Origin of the sequence: Corallococcus caeni (assembly GCF_036245865.1) — a bacterium.
Lineage (GTDB): Bacteria > Myxococcota > Myxococcia > Myxococcales > Myxococcaceae > Corallococcus > Corallococcus caeni.
Window position 1 is genome coordinate 177,830 of the sequence record NZ_BTTW01000001.1, and the last position, 17,754, is coordinate 195,583.

The following is a 17,754-nucleotide window of genomic DNA, read 5'->3' on the forward strand; positions in this document are numbered from 1 at the left end:
CCACGAAGCCACCAACAATAATGATAAACAAAAACACAACCAACACCCCCGACTCCCCAAAAGACTTCAGCGACCTAATCGAGGGCGATGACCTACCAAAGCAAGCCATCGACAACTATCCTCTCGACAACCTCCTAATCCGAACCGAAACCAGAGCCATCATTGACGTCCTCAGAAGAATCGACCAAGGCATGGTTTTCCTCGATCCGGACTTCCAGCGCGACTTCATCTGGAAGGAAGAACGCCAAAGCAGGCTTGTCGAATCAGTCCTGATGCGAATCCCTCTTCCTGTTTTTTATCTAGCCGAAAACACAGCAGGACGGCTTGTTGTCGTCGATGGCCTGCAGCGCCTCTCGACACTCAACCGCTTCCACGCCAATGAACTCATTCTAAGCCTACCCAACAGCAATGAACTAAACTCAAAAACCTTCAAAATGCTAACCCAAAAACTCCAAAATCGCTTCGAGGACGGACAGCTAACCCTCTACCTCATTGACCCAAGGGTGCCCGACCGAGTTCAACTCGATATTTTCGAAAGAGTCAATTCTGGAGTACCTCTAACACGCCAGCAAATGCGAAATGCTCTATACAATGGTCCCGCAACAAAGCTACTTCGGGATCTAAGTTCCTGCGAAGACTTCCTCAACGCAACCGACAACATCCTATTAACGGAAAACCACAAGAGCAACATGAGAGATCGCGAAGTTGTTAATCGTTTCCTCGCGTTCCAAACACTAGGATGGGCCGAGTACGTAAAGCGAGGCACGGGAGATATCGACGAATTTCTCGGAAGCGCCCTCAAGCAAATAAACAACTCTACCGAAACACAACGCTCAGAACTCGAAAAGTCCTTCCGCAAAAGCATGCGAATCAACCATCACCTGTTCGGCAACCGAGCATTCAGGAAATACAGCGCCCCAAGCGAACGCAGGAAGCCATTTAATATTGCATTGTTTGACGTGCTCTCCGTCGTATTCGCCAAGTACAAAGAAGCGCAGATTTTAAGCAAAGCGCCGGAAGTAAAGCGAACATGCGAAAACTTAATGAATCAACGCGAATACCACAACGCGATTAGCTACGCGACCACCTCACCCGAGAACGTCAAGACTAGGTTCCACCAAACGGAGACTGCACTGCGTGGAGTCGTCGGTGATCCGTAAAATCCATCTCAAGCAGTTTAAGTGTTTTCAGGACCGAGAATTTTCTTGCGGAAGACTAACACTTCTCACGGGCTTCAATGGCGGCGGCAAGTCTACGGTCTTGCAAGCTCTTGTCTTGCTGCATCAGTCGCTTGCTGATGGAATCGAGAGTGCGTCCGCACGTCGAACACTCGCGCTAAACGGCCCGCTCCTCTCGCTAGGAAGCGCAAGGGACGTAATCGACAAAGTTAATGGCGGCCAAGGGTTTACTATCGGATTGGCATCCCCTGATACTGAAATTAAATGGCACCTAGCCGCCACCGAAGCATCTAGAGACAATTTGGCGGTGTCAATCGGAAGCATCGACTGGAAGCCCTTGGGCACCTCCGACTGGATTACGGATTCTGGTGGCAGCTTCCTTCCGCCCAGTCTACTAACAACACCTGCCAACATTGACATCCTCAGAAAAATACACACACTGAAATACATTCCGGCTGACCGAGTGGGTCCAGAGCAGACCTATCCACTCATGGAGCCCCAAGAGCATGAAACGCTCGGGCCTCGTGCAGAACGTGCCATTGGCAGCATGTTCGTCAACACGGATCTCTTGGTCGCTCAAGAAATGCGCCATCCAAGCAGGTTGGCTCTCGAAGTTTTCCCTAGACAGGTCGAAGCGTGGCTTTCAGATCTATTTCCTGGAGCCGTGATCGACGTCCAACGAGTTAAAAATGCAAATCTAGTTACACTTGGCATTCGTACTAACGATGCGACCGACTTCCATCGTCCTCATCATGTTGGCTTCGGAATGACTTTTGCCATTCCAGTACTCGTTGCACTGCTCTCTGCCAAGAAAGGAGATGCTGTTGTAATTGAGAATCCTGAAGCACATCTCCACCCAAGAGCTCAGGCCCGAATTGGGGCACTCTGTGCACGCGCGGCTGCATTTGGAATCCAAGTTCTTGTGGAAACCCATAGCGATCATGTACTTAATGGCATTCGAGTAGCGGTCCATCAAGGGGAGATAGAGGACGAGGACGTAACGGTACTCTTTTTCTCTCCCTTCGAGGAGGAATCAGTACAGTCACTCAAAATTGATCGCCGAGGCCGAATCAAACATTGGCCGCCCGGCTTTTTTGATGAAAACGCGCGGCTTCTTGACACCTTGCTGGAACCGATCCCAAGAGGTATCCAAGAATGACCCATGCTTACCTCACATTAAACGAACTGTCATTCAGAACCACTGCCACTGCCCAGCAGACTGGCGTCCAGTTGCTAATCGCGTTGGCGAGTACATTAAAAAGCATTCGCCAAGCTGTCTCGCAGCACGACAGGCAGCGGATAGTCATCGTAGTATTGGATGGCATTGGCGCAGAAATACTTCCCGACGGAAACACAATATCTCAATCACTAAGAGCACTCACAAGCCAGGATCGCGAGTCGGCAAATTTAATCCGAGACGTGCTCACTTCCGGTCCATGGCACGACAAGCTGGGAATCCTATACGACAGCCCTAAAGCAAGCGACAGGGCATCTGTTACGCTCGGCCAAAATCAATCCGCTGGCGCCCGCGTCGCATTGGATTTGGACGGAATGATTGTCAGCCTTGACCTCCCGCAATGGCGAATGACGCCACTGTCCGCTCAAGTCACAACAACCTCAAACACTAATCGCATTGAAGCGCTAGATAACATCTGGCACTCTGCTCATCCCAAAGCGCACTTTTCGAAAATCTCAAACCGCATCCCACTTCTTCCTGACTATGACGATCCAGGTCATCACGACCCTACGCACCGCAACTACAATAACGAGAAGTCCCACATCCCCATCTTTGCCTCGACAATCTTGCAGTATGGCATCCCTGCAAATCAAAACGGCTCTACGTGGTGGGCACTATGTGAGCACGGTTTTTTTCACAGATTTCAGGGTTCCAGCCAGGGCAACCAAATGACCGTTCATTGGAATGGAACGACGAATCCCAAGGCCACCAGACCTTCCCTTCTAGAAGAAGTTCCCTCAAACATCAGATCTAAACTGCGAAATCTCAGCCCAGCTAGAAATTGTGGATGCAGAGAGCTGCGGGATTAAAAATATATCATCACAGCTGCACTCTGCTTCAAACACGCAAACGCCGCAAAACAGCATCGCCAGTGATCGCCATTGCCCCTTACTGGTTATCTCAAATCGATGCAGACCTAGCAGGGAGCAACTTTCGGAACTAGAGCAGGGCGCAGGCAATTTGAATGAGGCCCAGGTAGTAACGGGCATGTTCCTGTGCGGATGTTCTGAGAGTGTATTTCCTCTCTGGGAAGTGAGAAGTGCTCCATGCTCAGTCGTGTGAAATCACGCACTCCTGGTCTGCCGACCCGAACCATCGCCTGTGTTCTGTTCCTGACTGCTTCGAACGCGAGCGCCCAAGCCCTCCCCTCCCTCCAATCCGCGACGCCGAAGACCGTATCGCTTACCGTGAGCGGAGGCGTGTCCCTGGGGTCATATGAGGCAGGTTTCCTGTACTACTCAGGGACGTCCTCACAAGGGGAGCGCGCCGTGGACCTGCGGCTCGTGACGGGTGCTTCCGCGGGAAGCCTCAACGCCCTGCTGGCGGTCATGGCTACCTGTGGCGTGGATGCATCGACGCCGGCACAGTCGCTGTTCTGGGACATCTGGGTACCCATTGGCTTCAACGACCTGTTCATCCCGTCCTCGACAACGCCGCTGGGTGTCTTCTCCCGGGAGGCGCTGGAACGCCGTGCCGGTCACATTGAACAGGCCTGGAATCGCGGCCTGGACCCAGCCTGCGACGTCGTGCTCGGAGTATCGACGACGCGCCTGTCGCCTCGTGCGCTCCAGGCCGCGAATGGACGGCTCGACCTGCCCCGGCTCGAAGAGAAGTTCGCCATCCGCATCCAGGGACGTGGGAAGGGACGGCCTCCTCGCGCAACCAATTACACCACTCGCGAGGGCCGGCGTCTGGAGCTGCTGCTGGAGACAGACGAGCAGGGGGAAATCCCTTTCGGGAATCTGCGCGAGCTGCTGCTCGCATCCATGTCCTTCCCCATCGCCTTCCCGCCCCACCCCCTGCGAACCTGCTCACCCAACGCGTCCACCAAGCCAGGCGTGTGCCTGCCATCGGAGGCGCGGCGGGAGCTGTTCATTGATGGCGGTGTCTTTGACAACACGCCCCTTCGCCTGGCCGTGGGGCTGGCTCGCGATGGCTTGCGCGAAACAGCGGATGGCAAGCTGGAGTGGCGTCCAGTTCCACAGCCGGACGTGCGCACGACGCCCCCGGGCATCGCGTTCGCCTTCATCGACCCGGATGCCACCGAGTACCCGGTAGCCCCGCCCACTCCGGCTGACGCCAGTCCCACCTCCCTGCCCGCGACACTCGCGGAGCTCCTCGCCACCTTCGTGGACACAGCGCGCTCGAAGGAACTGGCCATGCTCCTGGAGGAAGAACCGGAGATCGCCCAGCGCCTCACCTTGCCGCGCCGACACTTCCCCGCTGCCGGTGCCCCCCTGTTCGCGTTCCTGGGCTTCTTCGAGACCAGCTTCCGTGTCTTTGATTTCTACCTGGGCATGTATGACGCCCGCCGGATGATGGATGACGCGTTCCGGGAAGGGCGGACGCAGGCGGAAAAGCCACGCGCGGCGGCGATGGATGGTCTTGGCGGATGGCAGCCTTTCGCCTGCATGAGCGCCGTCTATGACGCCTCTCCGAGCGCGGAGCAGGTGTGTCAGGGTGAAGCGCTGGCGGACTTCCGGGCACTGTTGCAGATGTCGCTGGACCAGCTCTACGACGCCTGTAGCAAGCCCGCGGTGACAGTCCCCGCTGGCGCATGGCGCAACACGCACTGTGATCGCGCCCTCGCGGGACAGCCGCCGCCGAGGGTCCCCGGCCTCCAGCCTGGCGAATGGCCGGAATGGAAGCAGAGCGACAAGGAATCAGAGCTGGCGTATTCGATGCGACTGCTCGGAGCCTATGGCTTTGGCTTTCGCGACCTCGGCGTGCCGAAGGGCCGGGGAGAGCTCGCGGTGCTGCGCATCCGCCATCTACTCGGAGCCGCCGCCCACCGGCTCGCGGCGGTGCAGCCCGCCTCCGACAAGCCCACGGTCCGCTTCGCCAGCAAACTCGCGGTGGACAGCATCAGCTATGAGCCCCAGCGGCTGTCGCTGCACATCACCATGGGGCCCACCGAGAGCGAGGTCGGCTTGAGCGTCGGCGCCTCCGAGATGCCTCTGTCGTCCGGGCTCCGGTTCGCGGGCGCGGTCGGGTTCCGGGGACTCGAGGATGTCCTCTCCTCCGGCAGCAGCAGCGACCCCTTCGGCGTGGCCCTCACGGGCGGACTGGAGTTCCAGCCCCGCTCGGAGCAGACCTTCCTCTCCCAAAGTCGCCTCGCGCTTCGTGCCGGATGGTTGTTCAGCGCGAACGATGGCTACGGGACGAACCTCTGCACGGACGGCGGCGCCAGCCATGTGACCGCGTGCTCACGGCCCGTCGTCCAGGCGCTCGTGGGCATCACCTTCCTGGAGTTCCTCCGCGCCCAAGTCGTCGGTGAGTGGTTCCCGGGAAGCAGCTCCCGGAAGACCCTCTGGTCCGTGGCCCCGGGCATTGGCGTGGAGCTTGGGCTCTAATGCGAATACAGACCAATGGCTTGATGCTGGATGACATTCACCCCAAACCAGAGACAATCCAGAATCAGCGAGTTTGAGGAGAATCGAATTCCAGGTGGCTTGGGTTGGGCAGAATCAGACTTGTCACAGGAAGATGTGCTTTGGGCAGACGTGGATGGGGATCAGGGCCGGACAGCTCGGGTCGTTCCGGTGGCCTACGCTAGCGGCCCAGCAACTCGCCGCGCTGCTCTCCGCGCACAGCGTCGCATCATCTATCGTTGCCGTTCATCCAACCTCTCATCAGGGGGTACGTCAGGGAATCCGGTGGCCCGAGTCCTGCGGGGATGAGGGGGCGTCATCGGGAGCCCCCTCGTCAAACCCTGGCGGGCAGTGACAAAAATATCCGCCAGCATCCTCCCAGCGGTCCTCACAAGGGCTGTAACACAGCGGCAGCAGACGCCGTTCTCCCTTGAGCCCCCTGTCTGGATGGCGGGCCGCATCAGGGCCCATTCTCCTTGAGCCCACGCACCCCAGCGGTTGCCACAACAGGGCAACCGCCCCCGCGCCAAGCACCGCGGCACAGACACGGATGGGACGTGACGGAGAGACTCGCATTGGGCGTGCGGACTGGCGATTCGGGAGGACACTCATGATTGACAGTGGAAATCCTGCCGCAAGCAGATGCGTTGCACAGGTGCCGAGAGAATCGACTTTCACAGGCGCCGGTCCGCCAGGAACTCCAGTTCTTCTAGAAGGCCTTCGTCCTGATCGCAAGCGACTACTTCTTGATGGAAATCTCCCAATGCCGTCCATGCAAGGACTTGCGTTCGAGTGGACGGAAATGACCGCGCCTTCGCGCTTGGAGCGAAGATGCCGTGGAGCCTCGTGAGGTTTGTCCAGGGCGGAGGCGCCAGCCACGTGAACGCGTGCTCACGCCCCGTGGTCAAGGGGCTCGTGGGCATCACCTTTTTGGAGTTCCTCCGCGCCCAGCTGGTCGGCGAGTGGTACCCGGGCACGGGCTCCCGAAAGACGCTCTGGTCCGTGGCTCTGGGCATCGGCTTGGAGCTTGGCCCCTGACAACGCCTCGCGAAGAACCAGGACGCGAACCCCTGCGATCCGTGATGCGGGCGCAAAGTCACGTACATCCATGACCTCCATTCGTTCCATCGCGCTCTCCTGTGTGGTCGTGATCAGCTTTTTCGCCGCTTGCAGTGACGATTCCCCCAACCCCGGCGGGACACCCGACGCGTCCGTGCCTGATGGTTCCGTGCCGGAGATGTGCACCACCGAGGGCACCACGCAGTGCGGCGACACCTGTGTGAACACCGCAACCGACCCGGCCCACTGTGGAGGGTGCGACCAGGCCTGCTCGGCCACCGAGGACTGTGAGGCCAGCGCCTGCGTCGCGGTCTGTCGGATCGGCACGGAGCAGTTCGCGGCGGGGGCGGTGAACCCGGCGAATGCCTGCGAGCAGTGTGTGCCCGCGACGTCCGCGACGGCGTGGACCCCGCTCGTGGACGGGGCGGCGTGCGGCACGGGTCAGATCTGCTCGGCCGGCGCGTGCAGCCCGAAGTGCTTCATCAACGGCACGTTCTACGCCGAGGGTACGCCGAGCCCGTTGAATGCCTGCGAAGTGTGCACGCCCACGACGTCGACTACGACGTGGTCGCCTCGCTCGGGCATTCCGATGATGGTCGGCGGCACGGACCTCGCGGCACAAGGCTGGACGACGGTCGGGCAGACGCCGAACTCGCTCACGTATGGCGAGGACTCCGTGCGCCTGGAGACCTCGACGCCCAGCGGCGGCCGTTCAGGCGGGCAGTTGCTCATCGTGCGGGCGAACGCGGTCGACCCGGCCCAGCCGTTCACGATCCGCGTGACGATGCAGGTCGAATCGGTGAACCCCCACAACTCGCTCGATAGCGGAGCGGCAATCCTGGGGAGTCTTACCGGCCAGGTCGGCACCGGCACGGATCGCGCACAGATGATCTACCTGGACAGCGCGAAGATCGGCTGGGCGGATGACTCGCAGTCCTCGGCGTTCGCCGTGACCGATGGCGCGTATCACGTCTACGAGCTCGCGGTGGATGCCGCGAAGGTGGCGACGGTGAGCGTCGACGGCGTCGCGAAGCTCACGCGGAGCAACTTCATCACGAACGGCACCATCGCCATCGGCGACCAGACCAACGACCCGAGCGTCGATGGAGCCATGCGGATCAAGTTGGTCGAGAAGGCCTGCCCGTGAGACGCGCTGCTTTCCTCATGGATTGAGCAGGTGCGAAGGTCACGTGTGGGCCATGACCGGGAACCGGTTGGCCTCACGTGAGGGATGCAGGTTGCGCACGAACAGGTCGGCCTCCATGTCCTCACCGGAGGCCACCGCACCGGGCCAGTAGCGCTCCGGGGTGAAGCCGAAGCGGATGTCCCGGATGGGTTGGTCAATCAGCCGGGGGATCCAGGCCCGCAGGTCGAAGGGCTCACGGGCGAAGACGTCGTCGAGATACAGCGTCTCGCCCTCCACTCCCGCGAACACCCAGGCCTCCGTTCCCAGTTGGCGCAGCGGCCTCGCGAAGCCATTGGCCACGGGCCAGCTCGCCACCGCCCCGTAGCCCCGCGCGCCGAAGCGCTCCGTGGAAGGAAGTCCCTCGCTGGAGAGCATGGTGAGTCCAGCGCGCACGGCCGCTTCCTCCAGTGAGAGCGTGGGGGCGGGTGTGCCTTCAGGCACGGCTTCGTAGCTGGCGGAGAACAACGTCTGCATCTGCGGTTGGAACCCGAAGCGCGGGTAGAACTGACGCACCTTGGGGTTGGCGAAGAGCAACACCGGTGCCTCCCCGCACCCGTCCAGCGCTGCGTTCATGACCACCCGTGCCAGTCCCCGTCCACGATGCGACGGCAGGCAGCCCACGGCCCCAAGCTGGTAGGCCGTCACCTCGCGCCCTTCCAGCAGCAGACGCATCCGCATCACGGAGGCATTGGCCACCACGCGGCCGGCCTCCAGCAAAGCGAACGCACGATAGGCGTCGTTCCACTCACCCCATGCGCGCCAACGACGGAAATCCGCGCGGCGGAACACCTGGGGCACATAGTCACAGAACAGCTCCTGCAACCCGGCATCGAACTGCCCGATCTCAGTGACCGCAACGGAGTCCATCACACACCCCCAATCAGATCGAAAGCTCAGTCAACTCCATGGCTGAGCGCACCTCATGACTGCACGAGCCCAGTCCCTAGACGAACATGAACGACCGGTGCACGCTGGGGCCGCAGGGGGCATGTGTGCAAAGCTCGTGGCTTGTCTCGCCTCGATGCCACCAACCTCCAGCGCAAGCGAAGTCACCGTGCAAGGATTCTTGCCACGGGCACGCGGTAGAACTGAACGAGCTTGCCGGGCGCCCACGTCGCCTGCCAGGCCATCCGGATTTCGTCGCGCTCGGTGATTGCGTTACGCCGATCTGGGTGACACAAAATGTGATCGTAGGGCCGCGTGCCGGCGTACCAGTGCATCTTCGCCGCCTCTCCGCACAGCAACACTCGCTCGGCTTTGGCGAGTAACGGCTTATTGATCTCTGCGGCGCTCTTCAAATACGGAGCCTCATCAGCTTCGCGGGCCGACCCATCGAGAAAATGGTACGAGAGGTTAATGAAGCCAATGCCAAAATCCACCAAACGCATGAAGCAGTCGGCAGGGGTGGTGAAGCGCGCCTGAAGTGCCTCTGGCGTGAAGCCGAGGGCCTGCAGCACGATCCCACCGCTGCATGTGTCATCAAACTGCTCGCGCCAACTCCCTTTACAGAAAGGGATGCCGATGGGATCTGTGGGAAACGGGTCCTTGCCACTGATCAAGAGCTGTAGACGCTCGCAGCTCGTCAGCAACCCCAAGTAGGCTGATGAAAGTGGCACATGACGGATTGACCGCACGCGCTTTTCACGTTTGGTTTTTTCTTTCGCCATAATCATTCAATCCCAGCCCCCACACGAACATGAATGACAGGTGCACGCTGGGGTGGAACGGCAGGTAGTGCACCAGGGCCAGGACGTGGAAGCCCACGAAGGACAGCAGGGCTCCCGTGGCCGGGATGGAACCTGCCCGGTGCCTTCGCACCAGCGCCCTCGCGAGCAGTGCGTGCATCGTCGCCAGCAACACCAGCCCCACGAGCCCCGTCTCCGCCCAGGCCGTCAGCCAGATATTGTGTGAGTCCGTGGCCAGCAGGTCAGTGATGCCCGTCTCCGCCTGCGTCGCCAGGGCCGCGGGTTTGTGATTGCCGAAGCCCACGCCCACCAACGGATGCTCGCGCACCAGGCGCCAGCCCACGGACATCGCCAGCGAGCGCTCTCCGCTGCCGAAGAGGTTGTCCACCGCCTTGCCGAACCGCTCCCGCCACGCGGGCGTCAGCAGGACCGCGACCACCAGCGCCACCGCCACCCCGAGCCCGGCCTTCCTCGCCGTCCCTCGCAGCAACAGCAGCAGCGCCAACACACACACGCCCAGCGCCGCTCCCAACGCCGCTCGCGCGAAGGCGGCGTAGATGGACAGCAGCAGCCCCAGCACCATCACGCCCGCCAGCACCCGCCGCCGTGTCACCTTCGAGCGGCCAATCACCGCCAGCGCAGGGCCCAGCACGGCAATCGCTCCGTGCGCGAACCTCAGCCGGTGGAAGAAGAAGCCCCCCGCCGCGTACCTCGGGTGCTCCTCCGTCCCGAAGTTCTCGTGCAGTCGCGACAGGTTCAGCTTCGTGAACTTCGGCGGCTCCCAGGGCCACGGCACCCGGTGCTGGAACAAGCCCAGGGCCGCCGCCGCGAGCCAGCCTCCCGCGATGAGGCCTCCCAGCATCAGCCACGGCACCCCCAGCGTCCCGATGCACGCGACCGCCGCTCCCGCCACCGTGTCCAGCGCCTGGCCGTACCTCGCGCCCCTCGGCCACTTCGCCGCGGCCCCTGTCATCAGCGCGACCGCTGGGGAGAGGAGCTGCCAGACACACAGGGCGACGCTCGCCAGCACGAACGCCCTGACGTCCTTCTCCAGCCTCAGCCGCTTCGTCACCGCCAGCGCCAGGGCCAGCGCCGTGGCCAGGATGGCTCCCGCCTGGAGCACCGCCTCCGCCAGCACCAGGCCCACCGCGTAGAGCCCCAACACCGCGGCGACCGCCGTCCGCCAGCGCCCTGCCTCGACCGTCTTGGTATCCGTGACCATGCCGTGCGCGCCGGACCCTATCCCACCTCGCTCTCCCCTGCCCTTCCTGACTGGACCTGGAATCTCCGGCGATGGCGCCCATCGCGACATTTCACGCGCTTGACGTTGGCGGTCCGGACGGGCACGCGTTACCCAGCGTCCCTTCCCGGGGCCCCCTTCCGCCATGCGCACCACCCACCGACCCTTCACCACCCTGGCTCTGGCGCTGTGCCTCTTCGTGGCCGCGCTGGAGATGACCGTCGTCTCCACCGCCATGCCCACGGTGGTCAGCGACCTGGGCGGCATCCAGCACTACGCGTGGGTCTTCACCGCGTACATGCTGTCGTCCACCATCACCGTGCCCATCTACGGGAAGCTCGCCGACCTCTACGGCCGCAAGCCCGTCATCCTCTTCGGCACCACCCTGTTCCTGCTGTCCTCCATCGCGTGCGGGCTCTCCACGTCGATGAACATGCTGATCGCCTTCCGCGTCCTCCAGGGCCTGGGCGCGGGCGCCATGCAGCCCATCGCCATCACCATCATCGGGGACATCTACACGCTGGAGCAGCGCGGGAAGGTCCAGGGCGCGTTCAGCGCCGTGTGGGGCATCGCCGGCCTCGCGGGCCCGCTCACCGGTGGCCTCATCGTGAAGTACCTCACCTGGCACTGGATCTTCTTCATCAACATCCCCATCGGCATCGCGTCCATGGCGCTGCTCGTCGCGTTCTTCCACGAGCAGCTCCAGGCCAAGGCCCGCCCGCGGCTTGACTACGCGGGCGCGGCGCTCCTGTCCTCGGGCGTCGTGGCGCTGCTGTTCGGGGTGCAGGGCTCGGGGCGGTCGCTGCTCGGCCTTCCAATCGCCGCCGTGCTGCTCACCGGCTTCGTGTTCGTGGAGCTTCGCGCCGCCGAGCCCATCATCCCGATGAGCATCTTCAAGATTCCCACCATCGCCATCTCGAACGTGGCCGGCGCCCTCTTCTCCGCCGCCCAGTTCGGCGCGACCACCTACGTGCCCCTGTACGTGCAGGGCGTGCTCGGCGGTTCGGCCACCATGGCGGGCGGGATGATCACCCCGATGATCGTCGGCTGGCCGCTGGCGAGCCTCATCGGCGGCAAGATCATGGTCCGCACCGGGTTCCGGCCCCTCATCGTCGGTGGCCTGGGACTGGCGACGATTGGCACCGCGCTGATGGCGTTCCTGCTCAAGCCGGGGGCGTCCATGCTCGTGCCGGAGATCGCCATGGGGTTGTTTGGCGTTGGCCTGGGCTTCGCCGCCATGGCGACCATGGTCGCCGTGCAGACCACCGTGGGCTGGGAGCTTCGCGGCGTGGCCACGGCCAGCAACATGTTCTTCCGGACCATCGGCGGCTCGCTGGGCGTGGGCCTCATGGGCGGCGTGCTGGTGTCGCAGCTCATGAAGGATCCGAACGTCCCCGTGAGCGCCGCCGCGGAGCTGCTCGGGCCCGAGCACGGGCGCGGGCTGGCGCCCGCCATCCTCGAATCGCTCGGCGGCGCGCTGAACACGGGGCTGTCCATCAACTTCTGGATCATGTGCGCGGCGATGATCGCCGCGTTCGTCGCGGGCCTGTTCTTCCCCAAGGTGAAGCGCGTCACCACGCCGGTGAATCTGTCCGACGTCACCGCCTCTCACTGAGCGGCGTGCAGGTCACGTTGACGGGCACGGACCACAGCGCGTCCCCGTGGACGCCGGAGTACGCCCGGAAGAAGATCGTGTTGCCAGCGCGCGTGAACTCCTCGGGCGTGTTCCCCCCCGGGCTGGACGTGGTGACGGTGCCCGTGCCCGCGGGCGTCCCGTTCGTGACCTGGGGCAGGATGCCATCGCCCCCGTCCCCCGAGCTGAAGAGCAGCGTGCCGCCGCCCGTGTTGAACAGGGGCGAGCTGCGCACGTCCGACGTGATGAGCCGCTGGCTGAGCTGCAGCGTCCCCTCCTCGGTGCCGTTCGTCACCCACAGGCTGACCTGACGGGCCGCGGGGCCCGGCGAGCTGATCCGCTCGGAGAAGTAGACTCTGCCGCCCGCCTCCTGCGAATCCTGGACGGAGGGGTCGTTGGAGAGCTGGCCCTGGAAGGGGTTGGGCAGCGTCGTCACCGTCGCCTTGCCGCCTCCCGCCAGCGACAGGCGGTACAGCTTCAGGTGCTCGTTGTCCGCGGTGCGCGCGGCCACGACGACGTACGGGCCCGTCGATCCCAACAACTGCACCACCTTGCCGAAGGTCTCCAGGCGCACGGTGCCCGCCGCCGTGCCGTTCGTCCGCCACACCTCCGTGTTGTTTCCCTCGTCGAGCAGCGTGAACAGCCCCTGGCCGGTGTAGCTGAGCCGCGCCGCCGTCACGGGCGGCTGGCCCGCGTCCAGGCGCTTGACGACCTGGGTTCCCGCCGCGGTGCCATCCGTCCTCCACAGGCGCGTGCCGTGGACCGCGTCCTGGAGGAAGAACAGCAGCGCGCCGTCCGTCCGCAACGTGGGAGAAGCCATCGACTCCTCGGGGCCGAAGGCCACCACCCGGCGCGTCCCCGCGTCCGTGCCGTTCGAGCGCCACAGCTCCATCCCGCTCGCCGTCGCGCGGAAGAAGCTCAGCTCGCCCCCCAGGGAGGTGAGATTCGACAGGGAGGAGCCCTCGATGCCCGGCGTGATGTCCTTCACCAGCCGCGTCCCCACCGCCGTCCCGTCCGTCACCCACAGCTCCGAGCCAACCACCGGGTCGTTCATCGTGAAGAAGAGGCGCGAGCCCACGGCGGTGAAGGAGCCGAAGTCGCGGAAGGTCAGCCCTTCGACAGGGAACACCTTGAACGGCACGGTGCCCGCCGTCGTGCCGTCACTGCGCCACAGGGCCGCCGGCCCCTGGTAGGGGTCCGCGGAGAAGTACAGCGTGCCCTGCACGTTCGTCAGCCCCGTGGGAATCGGACGGAACGGTGAAGGCAGGGGCGCGTCAGGCGGGAGGATGTCCTTCACCTTGGTGGCCGCCAGCGCGGGCGTGCAAGCCTGGGCCTGGACCTCCCGCTCCTCCACCGCTGGCGCCTCCGGGTCCTGCACCCCGCCACAGCCCCACAGTCCCAGCACCGCAAGGACATACGCGAATCCCAAGCGCATCACCCAACTCCTTGTCATTGCCAATCAAGGAACGGTGGGACGCGAGCCGCAGTTGCGCCAACGGACGCGGGCCCCAGGGCCCTGTCGGAAAACCGACGCGCTTGTCTTTTTGCTCCAAGGCCATTGCGTGGCGTGGGGGGCTGGAGTGTGGTCCGCCCCGGAGGCACACCCTTCAGCTCGGGAGATGAAAGATGGCGGGTCCGCTGAGTGACGAGGAGCTGCAGAAGATCGACGCCTACTGGCGCGCGGCGAACTACCTGTCCGTCGGGCAGATCTACCTCAAGGACAACCCGCTGCTGGAGCGGCCCCTCACGCGCGAGGACATCAAGCCGCGCCTGCTGGGCCACTTCGGCACCACGCCCGGCCTCAACTTCATCTACGTCCACCTGAACCGCATCATCCGGAACCACCGGGCCAACATGATGTATGTCATTGGGCCCGGTCACGGCGCGCCCGGCATCATCGCCAACACGTTCCTCGAAGGCTCCTACACGGAGCTGTACCCCAACATCGAGCGCAACCGCGACGGCATGAAGCGCCTGTTCCGCCAGTTCTCCTGGCCCTACGGCGTGCCCAGCCACGACGCGCCGGAGGTCCCCGGCTCCATCAGCGAGGGCGGCGAGCTGGGCTACTCGCTGCTGCACGCGTACGGCGCCGTGCTGGACAACCCGGACCTCATCGTCCCCTGCGTCGTCGGAGACGGCGAGGCGGAGACTGGCGCGCTCGCCGCGAGCTGGCACTCCAACAAGTTCATCAACCCCATCACCGACGGCGCGGTGCTGCCCATCCTGCACCTCAACGGGTACAAGATCGCCAACCCCACGGTGCTCGCGCGCATCGACCCCGACGAGCTGGAGTCCCTCTTCAAGGGCTACGGCTACAAGCCCTACGTCCTGGAGGGCGACGACCCGAAGGACATGCACCAGCGGATGGCGGAGGTGCTCGACACCCTCTACGCCGAGATCCAGCGCATCCAGCGCCACGCTCGCGAGAAGAACGACCCCACACGCCCGCGCTGGCCCATGCTCGTGCTGCGCACGCCCAAGGGGTGGACAGGCCCGAAGGTGGTGGACGGCAAGCCGGTGGAGGGCACCTGGCGCGCCCACCAGGTGCCGCTGGAGGAGGTGCGCGACAACCCCGAGCACCTGAAGATCCTGGAGGCGTGGCTCCACGGCTACCGCCCCCGCGAGCTGTTCGACGCGAACGGCACCTTCCGCGAGGAGCTGGCGGACATCGCGCCCAAGGGCCGGCTGCGCATGGGCGTCAACGTGCACTCGAACGGTGGCCAGCTGCTGGTGCCGCTCGTGCTGCCGGCCTTCCGTGACTACGCCATCGACCCGGGCGTCCCAGGCTCGAAGCAGGTCAGCGCCACCAGGGTGCTGGGCGGCTACCTGCGGGACGTGATGCGCAACAACCTGGCGGCGAAGAACTTCCGCATGTTCGCTCCGGACGAGAACGCGTCCAACCGGCTCCAGGACGTCTACGCCGTCAGCGGCAAGAGCTGGGACGCGAAGCTGGAGGCCACGGACGAGAACCTCTCCGTCGACGGCCGCGTGATGGAGGTCCTGAGCGAGCACCTCTGCCAGGGCTGGCTGGAGGGCTACCTGCTCACCGGACGCCACGGCTTCTTCTCCTGCTACGAGGCGTTCATCCACATCATCGATTCGATGTTCAACCAGCACGCCAAGTGGATCAAAAGCGCCCGGGAGCTGCCGTGGCGCAAGCCCATCGCGTCGCTGAACTACCTGCTCAGCTCGCACGTGTGGCGGCAGGACCACAACGGGTTCTCCCACCAGGACCCGGGCTTCATCGACCACGTGGCCAACAAGAAGGCGGACACGGTGCGCATCTACCTGCCGCCGGACGCGAACACGCTGCTGTCGGTGACGGACCACTGCCTGCGCTCGAAGAACTACGTGAACCTCATCATCGCGGGGAAGCAGCCCTCGCCGGTGTGGCTGGACATGCCGAGCGCCGTGCGCCACTGCTCGGCGGGCATCGGCACATGGGACTGGGCCGGCAATGACGACGGCGACCCGGACGTGGTGATGGCGTGCGCGGGGGACGTGCCCACCCTGGAGACGATGGCCGCGGTGACGCTGCTGCGCGAATGGGCCCCGGAGCTCAAGGTGCGCGTCGTCAACGTGGTGGACGTGTTCACGCTCGCGCCCGTGAACGTCCATCCGCATGGGCTCAACGAGGAGGACTTCAACCGCCTGTTCACCACGGACAAGCCCGTGGTGTTCGCGTTCCACGGCTACCCGACGCTCGTGCACAAGCTCACGTACAACCGGGCCAACCACGCCAACATCCACGTGCACGGATTCAAGGAAGAGGGCACCACGACGACGCCGTTCGACATGACGGTGCTCAACGACATGGACCGCTTCACCCTGGCGCTGGATGCCATCCGGCACGCGAAGGCCGCGCGGCACCTGGTGGACGACGCGGAGCAGCGCTTCAGCGAAGTGCGCCAGCGGCACAAGCTCTACGTGTCGGAGCACGGCGAGGACATGCCCGAGGTGGCTGACTGGAAGTGGAGCGCGCGATGAGCGACCCGGGCGCGGTGCTGGTCATCAACAGCGGCTCCTCGTCGCTGAAGTTCGGCCTCTATGTCGAGCAGGACGGCCAGGAGGCAGTGTGGCTCAAGGGCAGCGTGAGCCCCATTGGCGCGGAGCAGGCCCGGCTCGTCGTGAAGGACGGCGCGGGGAAGCAGGTGCGCGCGGTGGACGTGCGGCATCCGTCGCAGGAGGACGCCCTCCGCGAGGCCGTGCGGCACCTGAGCGAGCTGGGCGGCTCGCGGCCCCTGGCCATCGGGCACCGGGTGGTGCATGGCGGTCCCCACCTGCGCCAGCACCAGGCGCTGACGCCGGAGGTGATGAAGGCGCTGGAGGCGGCGACGCACTTCGCGCCGCTGCACATCCCCGCCGCGCTCCAGCTCATCCGGGCCGCGGAGCGGCAGTGTCCGGGCCTGCCGCAGTTCGTCTGCTTCGACACGGCCTTCCACGCGACGATGCCGGAGGTCGCTTCGACATTCCCCCTGCCCCGCTCCGTGCGCGACCAGGGCGTGCAGCGGTATGGCTTCCATGGCCTGTCGTATGAGTCCATCGTCGCGAGGCTCGCGCCCCAGGTGCCCGCTCGCACCGTGGTGGCGCACCTGGGCAACGGCGCGAGCCTCGTGGCGCTCGACCACGGGCGCTCCGTCGATACGTCCATGGGCTTCACGCCCACGGGCGGCGTCCCCAGCGGAACGCGCACCGGCGACCTGGATCCGGGCGTGTTGCTGTTCCTGATGCGCACGGACGGGCTGGGCGCGGAGGCGCTGGAGGCGCTGGTGAACAAGGACTCCGGGCTCCGGGGCCTGTCGGAGGGGACCAGCGACATGCAGGCCCTCACGCGCGACGCGGAGGCGGGCAGCGCGGCGGCGGCCCTGGCGGTGGACGTCTTCACGCGCGGAATCGCGAAGACGGTGGGCGCCTACGCGGCGGTGCTCGGCGGACTGGACCTGCTCGTGTTCACGGGCGGCATCGGGGAGAACAGCGCGCGGGTGCGCCAGGGCGTCTGCGCGACGCTCGGCCACCTGGGCATCCGGCTGGAGGCCCAGCGCAATGAGGCGAGCGCGGAGCTCATCACGGCCGATGCGGCGTCATGTCCCGTGCGCGTGCTGCCCAGCGATGAAGAGGTGCAGATTGCCCGTCACACGCGGCGGCTGCTCCGCGGGTGAAGCCCC

The 17,754-nt window shown here is 64.2% G+C and carries 13 protein-coding genes; 9 read left to right on the forward strand and 4 right to left on the reverse strand.

Annotated elements, in window-relative coordinates:
* The first annotated feature begins 20 nt into the window (after window positions 1-20).
* From AABA78_RS00750 to AABA78_RS00775, 6 genes are all read left to right on the forward strand, one after another.
* Window positions 21-1,160: a GmrSD restriction endonuclease domain-containing protein gene (locus tag AABA78_RS00750; RefSeq protein ID WP_338261150.1), complete on the forward strand. Its 1,140-nt coding sequence runs from the start codon at window positions 21-23 to the stop codon at window positions 1,158-1,160.
* The gene (locus tag AABA78_RS00755) at window positions 1,150-2,337 is read left to right on the forward strand and encodes an AAA family ATPase (RefSeq protein WP_338261151.1); all 1,188 of its coding nucleotides are present in this window, start codon (window positions 1,150-1,152) and stop codon (window positions 2,335-2,337) included. Before AABA78_RS00750 ends, AABA78_RS00755 begins: the two co-directional genes overlap by 11 nt.
* Window positions 2,334-3,224 carry a hypothetical protein gene (locus AABA78_RS00760; RefSeq protein ID WP_338261152.1) on the forward strand — a complete coding sequence of 297 codons (891 nt, stop codon included), beginning with the start codon at window positions 2,334-2,336 and terminating at the stop codon, window positions 3,222-3,224. Before AABA78_RS00755 ends, AABA78_RS00760 begins: the two co-directional genes overlap by 4 nt.
* A gap of 237 nt (window positions 3,225-3,461) precedes the next feature.
* Window positions 3,462-5,768, forward strand: coding sequence for a patatin-like phospholipase family protein (locus AABA78_RS00765; protein ID WP_338261153.1), 2,307 nt, complete (start codon window positions 3,462-3,464; stop codon window positions 5,766-5,768).
* An 849-nt stretch (window positions 5,769-6,617) separates the two neighbouring features.
* On the forward strand, window positions 6,618-6,824 hold the full coding sequence (locus AABA78_RS00770) for a hypothetical protein (protein WP_338261154.1): 207 nt from the start codon (window positions 6,618-6,620) through the stop codon (window positions 6,822-6,824).
* A gap of 70 nt (window positions 6,825-6,894) precedes the next feature.
* Window positions 6,895-7,992, forward strand: a complete 1,098-nt coding sequence (locus tag AABA78_RS00775) for a hypothetical protein (RefSeq protein ID WP_338261155.1) — start codon at window positions 6,895-6,897, stop codon at window positions 7,990-7,992.
* A gap of 39 nt (window positions 7,993-8,031) precedes the next feature.
* Here the strand turns inward: AABA78_RS00775 and AABA78_RS00780 are convergent, their stop codons facing one another.
* From AABA78_RS00780 to AABA78_RS00790, 3 genes are all read right to left on the reverse strand, one after another.
* Entirely contained in the window at window positions 8,032-8,898 is an 867-nt protein-coding gene (locus tag AABA78_RS00780) for a GNAT family N-acetyltransferase (protein WP_338261156.1), read from the reverse strand.
* Between the two features lie 182 nt (window positions 8,899-9,080).
* Window positions 9,081-9,698, reverse strand: a complete 618-nt coding sequence (locus AABA78_RS00785) for a hypothetical protein (RefSeq protein WP_338261157.1) — start codon at window positions 9,696-9,698, stop codon at window positions 9,081-9,083.
* A complete protein-coding gene (locus tag AABA78_RS00790) occupies window positions 9,673-10,938 on the reverse strand; it encodes an O-antigen ligase family protein (RefSeq protein ID WP_338261158.1) in 1,266 nt (421 codons plus the stop codon). Before AABA78_RS00790 ends, AABA78_RS00785 begins: the two co-directional genes overlap by 26 nt.
* A 163-nt stretch (window positions 10,939-11,101) precedes the next feature.
* On the opposite strand from AABA78_RS00790, the gene AABA78_RS00795 reads away from it, so the two are divergent.
* Entirely contained in the window at window positions 11,102-12,571 is a 1,470-nt protein-coding gene (locus tag AABA78_RS00795) for an MDR family MFS transporter (RefSeq protein ID WP_338261159.1), read from the forward strand.
* Here AABA78_RS00795 and AABA78_RS00800 read toward each other — a convergent pair.
* Window positions 12,555-14,024, reverse strand: a complete 1,470-nt coding sequence (locus tag AABA78_RS00800; RefSeq protein WP_338261160.1) for an ELWxxDGT repeat protein — start codon at window positions 14,022-14,024, stop codon at window positions 12,555-12,557. The two genes, AABA78_RS00795 and AABA78_RS00800, sit on opposite strands and share 17 nt — an antisense overlap.
* Before the next feature lie 191 nt (window positions 14,025-14,215).
* Here AABA78_RS00800 and AABA78_RS00805 point away from each other — a divergent pair, with 191 nt between their 5' ends.
* Together AABA78_RS00805 and AABA78_RS00810 are read left to right on the forward strand one after the other, a co-directional pair.
* A complete protein-coding gene (locus AABA78_RS00805; protein WP_338261161.1) occupies window positions 14,216-16,576 on the forward strand; it encodes a phosphoketolase family protein in 2,361 nt (786 codons plus the stop codon).
* Window positions 16,573-17,748 (forward strand): acetate/propionate family kinase, encoded by a 1,176-nt coding sequence (locus tag AABA78_RS00810; protein WP_338261162.1) that lies wholly within the window; start codon window positions 16,573-16,575, stop codon window positions 17,746-17,748. Before AABA78_RS00805 ends, AABA78_RS00810 begins: the two co-directional genes overlap by 4 nt.
* Window positions 17,749-17,754: the final 6 nt, after the last annotated feature.